The organism is Candidatus Magnetaquicoccus inordinatus, assembly GCF_004217665.1.
GTDB lineage: Bacteria > Pseudomonadota > Magnetococcia > Magnetococcales > Magnetaquicoccaceae > Magnetaquicoccus > Magnetaquicoccus inordinatus.
Window position 1 is genome coordinate 1 of the sequence record NZ_RXIU01000209.1, and the last position, 6440, is coordinate 6440.

Genomic DNA, 6440 nt, shown 5'->3' on the forward strand with positions numbered 1-6440 from the left:
AATGGCTTGCTGATTCACCAAGGAAACGAAAGCGTCAGATGGCAACTCTGGGGATGTTAGGTTAACGCTTATGGGGCAGAGCCCCACGGTCTTGCTTTTGCTGTTGCAGTTTTTTGCCCGAAGGGCACAATGTTCCCAGAAATTTGTCCGAGTTCATTTTTACTTCTTACTTTGAAGGATGGAACAGGATCGATTGCGCTTCGTGATTATTCATCTAAAAAAGAAAAAGTTGTTTGGAGGGGTGATGATGTTAAATCAATTTTATCAAAAACAAAGATAACAGTAAGCTGTTTTGAGTATGATGAGCGTCGGACGGATGATTATCATTATTGGCGTAGCGAAATACAATACAGGAATGAGCAATATCGAAACGCGCAGCATTTGCCTCTACTGTTAGACGGGTAACTTGGCTTGTCGTAGTCGGTAGGCCATGCTCTACTCCTGTCGGTGGCTCCTTTCCAAGCGGTTCAGATCGTATAGACCGTAGTGGTCAGCTGATCGGGTGGGCGGCTAGGAGCGGTTCTGGAGGATATGTGTGCTTGGGGCCTAGAAGTCGGCGCAGACGAATCAAGCAGCAGAAAATTTCTGACCCGCCAACTCCAACGCCGTTTCGGCGACCTGCCTCCATGGGCCAGCCAGAAAATAGCCGATGCTGATCTGGCCACCTTAGAAAATTGGAGTCTCCGAATCCTGGACGCACCGACCTTGGAGAACGTGCTGTCGGACCCGTCGTAAAGGTGGCGGAGAATCCGCATTCTCTCTTTTATATGCAAATCTGGCAATGGAGAATTCCGTAATTGCATCTTGCCAACGAAGCGGGAGTAGGAAGCGAGTCCGAAGGTGTGTCGCGAGAAGCCTCCGAAATTTCGACGCCATCTTGGAAGTCATTGAATATCAAGTTGAATTGAAATCGCTCATCACTTGGCTGACCAAGATGACATCGAACTCATTCTCTCTGCTGCGCTGCAGCATGACTGGAGAAAAAGTTCGACTAGCGAAAACATGCTCCACCATTTAGTTTTGAAATTTCTCCGTAATGTTGTGAGCCGTCCAGCGAGGCGGCTTTTTTTATGCCAAAAAAACGCAATATTTCCAACAGTTAACCGATACCGGTTCGGTAAATTTTTTTGTCTACTTTCGGACTGACGGGAGTTGAACTCGCCACTTTTCTTCTCCACTTGCCCGGATTCTCCCCGACCTGTTGACTTCGTCCTTCGAAGTACGAGATTTTCGTACTTCATTTTGTCTTGCAAATTCAATCACATTATCAAGTCAACAGCTTTCGTACTCTTTCGATACCCATCTTGGTTGCGTCTATTGACTGGCGGGAGTTAAACACGGGTACGAGTCAAGGTTTTTTTTGTCCATGACTCTATGTGTCCATTGTGGCAACATCTTGAATCTGATAAGGTTTGCGCCGGATTGCATTGTTGTTTGAGTCCCAACGCCATCTGGAGGAAGCGCATGACCAAATCGGAGTTGATCATCCTGGTTGCCCATCAGTGCAAGCTGACTCGCAAGGACGCTGAAACGGTCGTCGATACCATGTTCGAGTCCATCGCCCATTCGTTGGAGATTGGCCATCGGGTCGAGGTGCGTGGGTTTGGCAGCTTTGGATTGAAGGAGCGTCGAGCGCGTGCTGGCCGGAATCCCAAGACTGGTGAGCAGGTGTCGGTAGGGGCAAAGCGCGTGATGTTTTTTAAACCCGGCCTGGAAATGCGTCGGCGAGTGGACAGCGAAGGAGATCAGCAATGAATTTCAGCGAAAGAATTGTGACGGCACGGAAGTCCGCCAAGCTTACCCAGAAAGAATTGGCGGACAGAGTTGGCATCAGTCGGACGCCTGTTCTCAGATTAGAAAATGAAAGGTCAAACTCATCCCGGTGCACGGTAACCATCGCGCTGACTTGGCCAAATATGCCTCGCCGTCTCAACGCCAAGGCAATAGAGGCTCGAAGCAAATGGACAGCTCAGAAACATCCTTGATTGCTCATCTGGATCACCTAGTACTGACTACCGCGCGTGAATCGGCCTGCATTGATTTCTATACCCGTGTGTTGGGTATGCGATTGGAACGGTTTGTCGGGGGCATCCCTCCGGTTGAAAGAACGGCGTTCTCTTTCGGGAGGCAGAAGATCAACCTGCACGTACAAGGTGCAGAGTTTGAGCCGAAGGCCCATTTGCCGGTTCCAGGTTCTTTAGACTTGTGCTTTATAGTGCAACTGCCGATGCAAGAACTGGTGGAACATTTGCGGCAGTGCAACTGGCCCACTTGCGAAGGTCCAGTGTTACGTACAGGAGCTTTGGGGAAGATTAACTCAATTTATTTGCGTGATCCTGACCTCAATCTGATCGAGTTGTCAGTGCAACTTTGAGCTCTCCACAGGACAGGCAAGGTGGCTCTGCGGACGTCAATATGTGTGGCGTGGTGGCGAAGTACAAGGAGTATTTGGCAGGGAAGTAGTTGGAGGGTGAACGGTCGGTCAGGGTTTCCACCCTGGCGCACGTGGTGGCGTGTGTCGCGACAACAGGAGAGGGACAAGAAAATGGCCAAGAAGAAAGAAGAGACGCAACAGGACGCCACACAGGCGGCGCAGGTTGCCATCGGCAATTTGAGCCTGGAGGAACTGGTGTCGTTGAAGGCCGATGTGGAATCGCGGATCGCCCAGAAACAGAAAGAGGCGAAGAAGGTGATCCATAGCCAGATGCTGGCGATGGCACAATCAGCAGGCTTTGAGTCTGTTGAGGCGTTTCTTGCGGGCCAGACTGGCAGGCGTACCAGGAGGGACAAGGGAACCTCAAGATTGCCGAAGTACCGGGATCCTGTGGATGCCAGCCGGACGTGGACAGGGAAAGGCCGAAAGCCGGGTTGGGTGATATCGCATCTGGATGCAGGTGGCCAGTTGGAGGAGTTGGAAATCGGGTAGGCCGATGACGGCCAAATATGTTGATCAGGAACAGGCAGGAGAGGAAGCAGAATGAACAAATCGGAACTCGTCGCACTCATGGCCAAAGAGGCCGGTATCACCCAGGATCAGGCAGGCAAGGCTATGGGTGCGTTGGTTGGTGCCATTCAAGGATCATTGGCGTCCGGCAACGATGTGACGTTGATTGGCTTTGGCACCTTTTCGGTGGTGGAGCGGAAAGCCAGGACAGGCAGGAACCCACGCACGGGTGAGGCAGTGCAGCTTCCCGCCAAAAAATCACCACAGTTCAAGGCTGGGAAAGTGCTACGGGAGGCGGTGGAACGGAAAGAGTAGCCGGTGGATCACATCACCTCCTGAGCTATGAATGCGTTCCACCAGCTTTCAGCTTGTGGTCATTGATTTGGGAGTAAAGCCATGGCATGGGTAAGAACACCGTTTTCTGGAGGCAGTAAGATTCCTGAAGATGTCAAGAGGAGAGTCAGTAAAAGGATACTTGATTGCGCTGAATCAAATTTTTCAGGACGCTACAAACGGATAGCCATCAGATTTAAAATGCAATTTTGTTATATCGATGCGTATGCCGAAAATGAGGACTATCCGACGCACCTTTGCAGGTTGCGTTATTTTAACGAGGAATCGTGGGGAGCGGCGTTGTACGCATACAGTTCTGAAAAATATGAAGACACATTTTTCATGTCATTCGACGGGTTTGTAAAACCTGAAGATGCCTTTCTCCAGGCGGCAACGCTGTATATCGGATAATCTATCGGGAATTTAATGGTAATCAGTGAATTTGGACGTGGATCTGGGGTGTTGGGAGGCAACGCAGATTTTTTCATCAGTGTGGTGTTGGTGGTATTGATCGGCCGGATTAAACACCTGCACTGCCGCAGTTTATGGTCGGCGGCGTTGGTCAATTTCGTGGGTGTGGTGTTTCATGAGCTTGCCCATTACCTGGTTGCACTCGTATTGGGAGGACGGCCTAAACGTTTTTCGGTTTGGCCAAAGCGCACGGCAGACGGGTTCCTTTTCGGCCAAGTTGTTTGTGCCCGTATCAACGCTTTTAACGCCTTGCCGGTCGGGATAGCACCGCTGTCATTGCTACCGCTGGCATGGTTGATTCATCGCAAATTCTTCCTGTATCTCCAACCAACACCTTGGAATTACGTTATTTATCTATTTTTGATGGTGATCGTTATAGAGAATGCCTTGCCGTCGTCTGCCGATTGGAGATTGGTGAGACAGTTTCCGATTGGCCTGTTTGGGTGGATAGCTGTGTTGACACTGGGTGTGGTGGCTTGGCAGAGGCACCTACTGTAGATTTGAGAACGTGACAGGACACTGAGTTGGTGCGTGTGTGCAGAGTGATTGATATGGCCAGGGATGATTCTGATGAACGCTACCAGGAAAATCGTCCATATTGACATGGACGCTTTCTACGCATCGGTGGAACAGAGGGACAATCCGCAGTACCGTGGGTTGCCATTGGTGGTTGGAGGCCGCAGTGCCAGGGGAGTAGTCGCTGCCGCCAGTTATGAGGCACGGCGATTTGGGATCCGCTCGGCCATGGCCATGCAGAAGGCACTGGTTCAATGTCCCAACTTGATCGTTGTGCCGCCCCGCATGGAGGCCTACAAGGCGGTATCGATGCAGATCCGGGAGGTTTTCTTTGAACACACCGACCTGGTTGAGCCTTTGTCCCTGGATGAGGCGTTTTTGGACGTAACCAGCAACAAGAAAGGAATTCCTTCGGCAACCTGGGTGGCACAGGAGATTCGCGCAACGATCCAGAAGCGCACAGGCTTGACGGCATCGGCAGGCGTCTCTTTCAACAAGTTTCTCGCCAAGGTGGCATCGGGAATGAACAAGCCCAACGGCTTTACCTTGATTGCACCGGAGCAGGCGGCAGATTTTGTTGCGGCACTACCCATCGAGAAGTTCTTTGGGGTTGGCCGGGTGACAGCCGAAAAGATGCACCAGATGGGTATCAAGACCGGCGCAGACCTTCTGCAGATGTCATTGGAAGAACTGGAGTCCAAATTTGGTAAGGCAGGGTGCCTGTATTTTCAGATTGTTCGCAACAATGATGATCGACCGGTCAATCCGGACAGAGAGCGGCATTCTGTTGGTACAGAGGATACGTTCGATTGGGATGTCCGTGACAGAGCAACGATTATGGCACGGTTGGACGCCATCGCCCATGAAGTGGTGCGCCGAATGGGAAAGGCTGGATTTGTAGGCAAAACGCTTACTCTGAAGATCAAGTTTGCAGATTTCCAGCAAATCACCCGTAGCCGAACAGTCATTCAGCCAATCCAAGATGCAGATCGGATGATGTCGATTGCCAAGCAGTTATTTTCAAATGTGAAGATTCCACCACGTGGTGTTCGTCTTATTGGGTTGACCGTTTCCAATGCCTGCCAGGCAGACAATGCTGGTTGGTGGCAACCACCACTGCCTTTTGTTGAACCAGAATATCGGCTGGGCTTTGTGGAGTAGTGGGTCAGGCAGAACTATCTGTCCCAATTGCGCCAGTGATTATGCCTGGGACCGTGGCAATCCCGGCAGTGATGCCGGTGATGGTGCCTGTGGCGATTCCATCGACGATCGTACAGGTAATGGACATTTTCTGGCTCTGTGATGACGTATCGGGTTGTTGGGTATATGGCAACACCACCATCTGCACGAGCGAGAGCCGGTACCACCAAAGAGCTGGCCATAATCAAGGCAATAGCCAATTTTTTCATGAGGGTGTCTCCTTTCAGATACAAAACAGACGACGAGTGGTACCGTTGAAATGATTGTGGGGGGCGTTGCCGCCCCCCCATGCCATAGCATTTCGCCGGAAACCGACGAATCTACTTTTTGGTATTGCTGTCTTGAGCGGCCACCGGTGCGTTGGTGGCGGGTTTGGCATCAACCTTGGCAGTGGCGGCTTCAGGTTTTTGCTGCTTTGCATCGTGTCCGGCCTTCTGCTCTGTGGTCTTGGCGTCTGGAGCAGCTTTCTGCTCTTTGCCATCCGTGGCTGCTGCCATCAACCGGCCTGATGCATCCTTGTTGGTTGCCGGAGCGGCCTTGGTATCGGTGGTTGCATGGGAGACCAGCGGACGACCGTTGGCTGTCGCGGCGGTTTCGCTACCGGCCAACGCCATGCCAGACAGAGCCAAAGAAGAGACCAGTACTGCCACACCCATTGAAATCTTGTTCATCGTTTTCCCTTTGCGAGATATTTGAGGGTCGTCCAATCGACCTGTGTTTGTTTGGTTTTAACCGACTGCGCGTCGGTCTTGCCTGTATGGACGGACCGTTTTCAGAGTTCTGTCGGGATGCTTCAATTTTTTTGCGGAAGATGCTTGGGGTGCTTGACATCAATAGCCACCGTTGGGAAGATGACTGAGGTGCAATAACACAGTCGATCGGATATCAGCGTTTCCAGTGTAAGCGGTGAATTCTCCGCGTATCTCAGCTCATTGACAAAATGGCTTTATCAATGTTCCATGGGAGGAGTTTTTCG

At 51.3% G+C, this 6440-nt stretch carries 10 protein-coding genes; 9 read left to right on the forward strand and 1 reads right to left on the reverse strand.

The annotated features are described in order from the left end of the window. Window positions 1–531 precede the first annotated feature (531 nt). The 9 genes from EJP87_RS19040 (at window position 532) to dinB (ending at window position 5425) form a co-directional block, all read left to right on the forward strand. Window positions 532–735: a DUF4351 domain-containing protein gene (locus EJP87_RS19040; RefSeq protein ID WP_130472290.1), complete on the forward strand. Its 204-nt coding sequence runs from the start codon at window positions 532–534 to the stop codon at window positions 733–735. A 639-nt stretch (window positions 736–1374) separates the two neighbouring features. Then, on the forward strand, window positions 1375–1755 hold the full coding sequence (locus EJP87_RS12940; RefSeq protein WP_193771372.1) for an integration host factor subunit beta: 381 nt from the start codon (window positions 1375–1377) through the stop codon (window positions 1753–1755). Then, window positions 1752–1985 carry a helix-turn-helix transcriptional regulator gene (locus EJP87_RS19045; RefSeq protein ID WP_130472292.1) on the forward strand — a complete coding sequence of 78 codons (234 nt, stop codon included), beginning with the start codon at window positions 1752–1754 and terminating at the stop codon, window positions 1983–1985. Before EJP87_RS12940 ends, EJP87_RS19045 begins: the two co-directional genes overlap by 4 nt. Next, window positions 1982–2374, forward strand: coding sequence for a VOC family protein (locus EJP87_RS12950; RefSeq protein WP_130472299.1), 393 nt, complete (start codon window positions 1982–1984; stop codon window positions 2372–2374). The genes EJP87_RS19045 and EJP87_RS12950 overlap by 4 nt, the downstream gene beginning before the upstream one ends. 171 nt (window positions 2375–2545) lie before the next feature. After that, the gene (locus tag EJP87_RS12955) at window positions 2546–2926 is read left to right on the forward strand and encodes an H-NS histone family protein (protein WP_130472293.1); all 381 of its coding nucleotides are present in this window, start codon (window positions 2546–2548) and stop codon (window positions 2924–2926) included. 51 nt (window positions 2927–2977) lie between these two features. Next, window positions 2978–3259 (forward strand): HU family DNA-binding protein, encoded by a 282-nt coding sequence (locus EJP87_RS12960; protein WP_130472294.1) that lies wholly within the window; start codon window positions 2978–2980, stop codon window positions 3257–3259. Between the two features lie 81 nt (window positions 3260–3340). Continuing rightward, window positions 3341–3688: a hypothetical protein gene (locus tag EJP87_RS12965; RefSeq protein ID WP_130472295.1), complete on the forward strand. Its 348-nt coding sequence runs from the start codon at window positions 3341–3343 to the stop codon at window positions 3686–3688. 15 nt (window positions 3689–3703) lie between these two features. Then, window positions 3704–4246, forward strand: coding sequence for a hypothetical protein (locus tag EJP87_RS12970; RefSeq protein ID WP_130472296.1), 543 nt, complete (start codon window positions 3704–3706; stop codon window positions 4244–4246). 72 nt (window positions 4247–4318) lie between these two features. After that, a complete protein-coding gene (gene dinB, locus EJP87_RS12975; RefSeq protein WP_130472297.1) occupies window positions 4319–5425 on the forward strand; it encodes a DNA polymerase IV in 1107 nt (368 codons plus the stop codon). Between the two features lie 359 nt (window positions 5426–5784). Here dinB and EJP87_RS12980 read toward each other — a convergent pair whose 3' ends face one another. Continuing rightward, window positions 5785–6135 carry a hypothetical protein gene (locus tag EJP87_RS12980; RefSeq protein WP_130472298.1) on the reverse strand — a complete coding sequence of 117 codons (351 nt, stop codon included), beginning with the start codon at window positions 6133–6135 and terminating at the stop codon, window positions 5785–5787. Window positions 6136–6440: the final 305 nt, after the last annotated feature.

Excerpts from the sequence above, each read along its gene's own strand:
- EJP87_RS12970 (WP_130472296.1), top strand. The coding sequence starts at position 3,704 with ATGGTAATCAGTGAATTTGGACGTGGATCTGGGGTGTTGGGAGGCAAC.
- EJP87_RS12960 (WP_130472294.1), top strand. The coding sequence starts at position 2,978 with ATGAACAAATCGGAACTCGTCGCACTCATGGCCAAAGAGGCCGGTATC.
- EJP87_RS12940 (WP_193771372.1), top strand. The coding sequence starts at position 1,375 with ATGTGTCCATTGTGGCAACATCTTGAATCTGATAAGGTTTGCGCCGGA.
- EJP87_RS19040 (WP_130472290.1), top strand. The coding sequence starts at position 532 with ATGTGTGCTTGGGGCCTAGAAGTCGGCGCAGACGAATCAAGCAGCAGA.
- EJP87_RS12955 (WP_130472293.1), top strand. The coding sequence starts at position 2,546 with ATGGCCAAGAAGAAAGAAGAGACGCAACAGGACGCCACACAGGCGGCG.
- EJP87_RS12965 (WP_130472295.1), top strand. The coding sequence starts at position 3,341 with ATGGCATGGGTAAGAACACCGTTTTCTGGAGGCAGTAAGATTCCTGAA.
- EJP87_RS19045 (WP_130472292.1), top strand. The coding sequence starts at position 1,752 with ATGAATTTCAGCGAAAGAATTGTGACGGCACGGAAGTCCGCCAAGCTT.
- EJP87_RS12980 (WP_130472298.1), bottom strand. The coding sequence starts at position 6,135 with ATGAACAAGATTTCAATGGGTGTGGCAGTACTGGTCTCTTCTTTGGCT.
- dinB (WP_130472297.1), top strand. The coding sequence starts at position 4,319 with ATGAACGCTACCAGGAAAATCGTCCATATTGACATGGACGCTTTCTAC.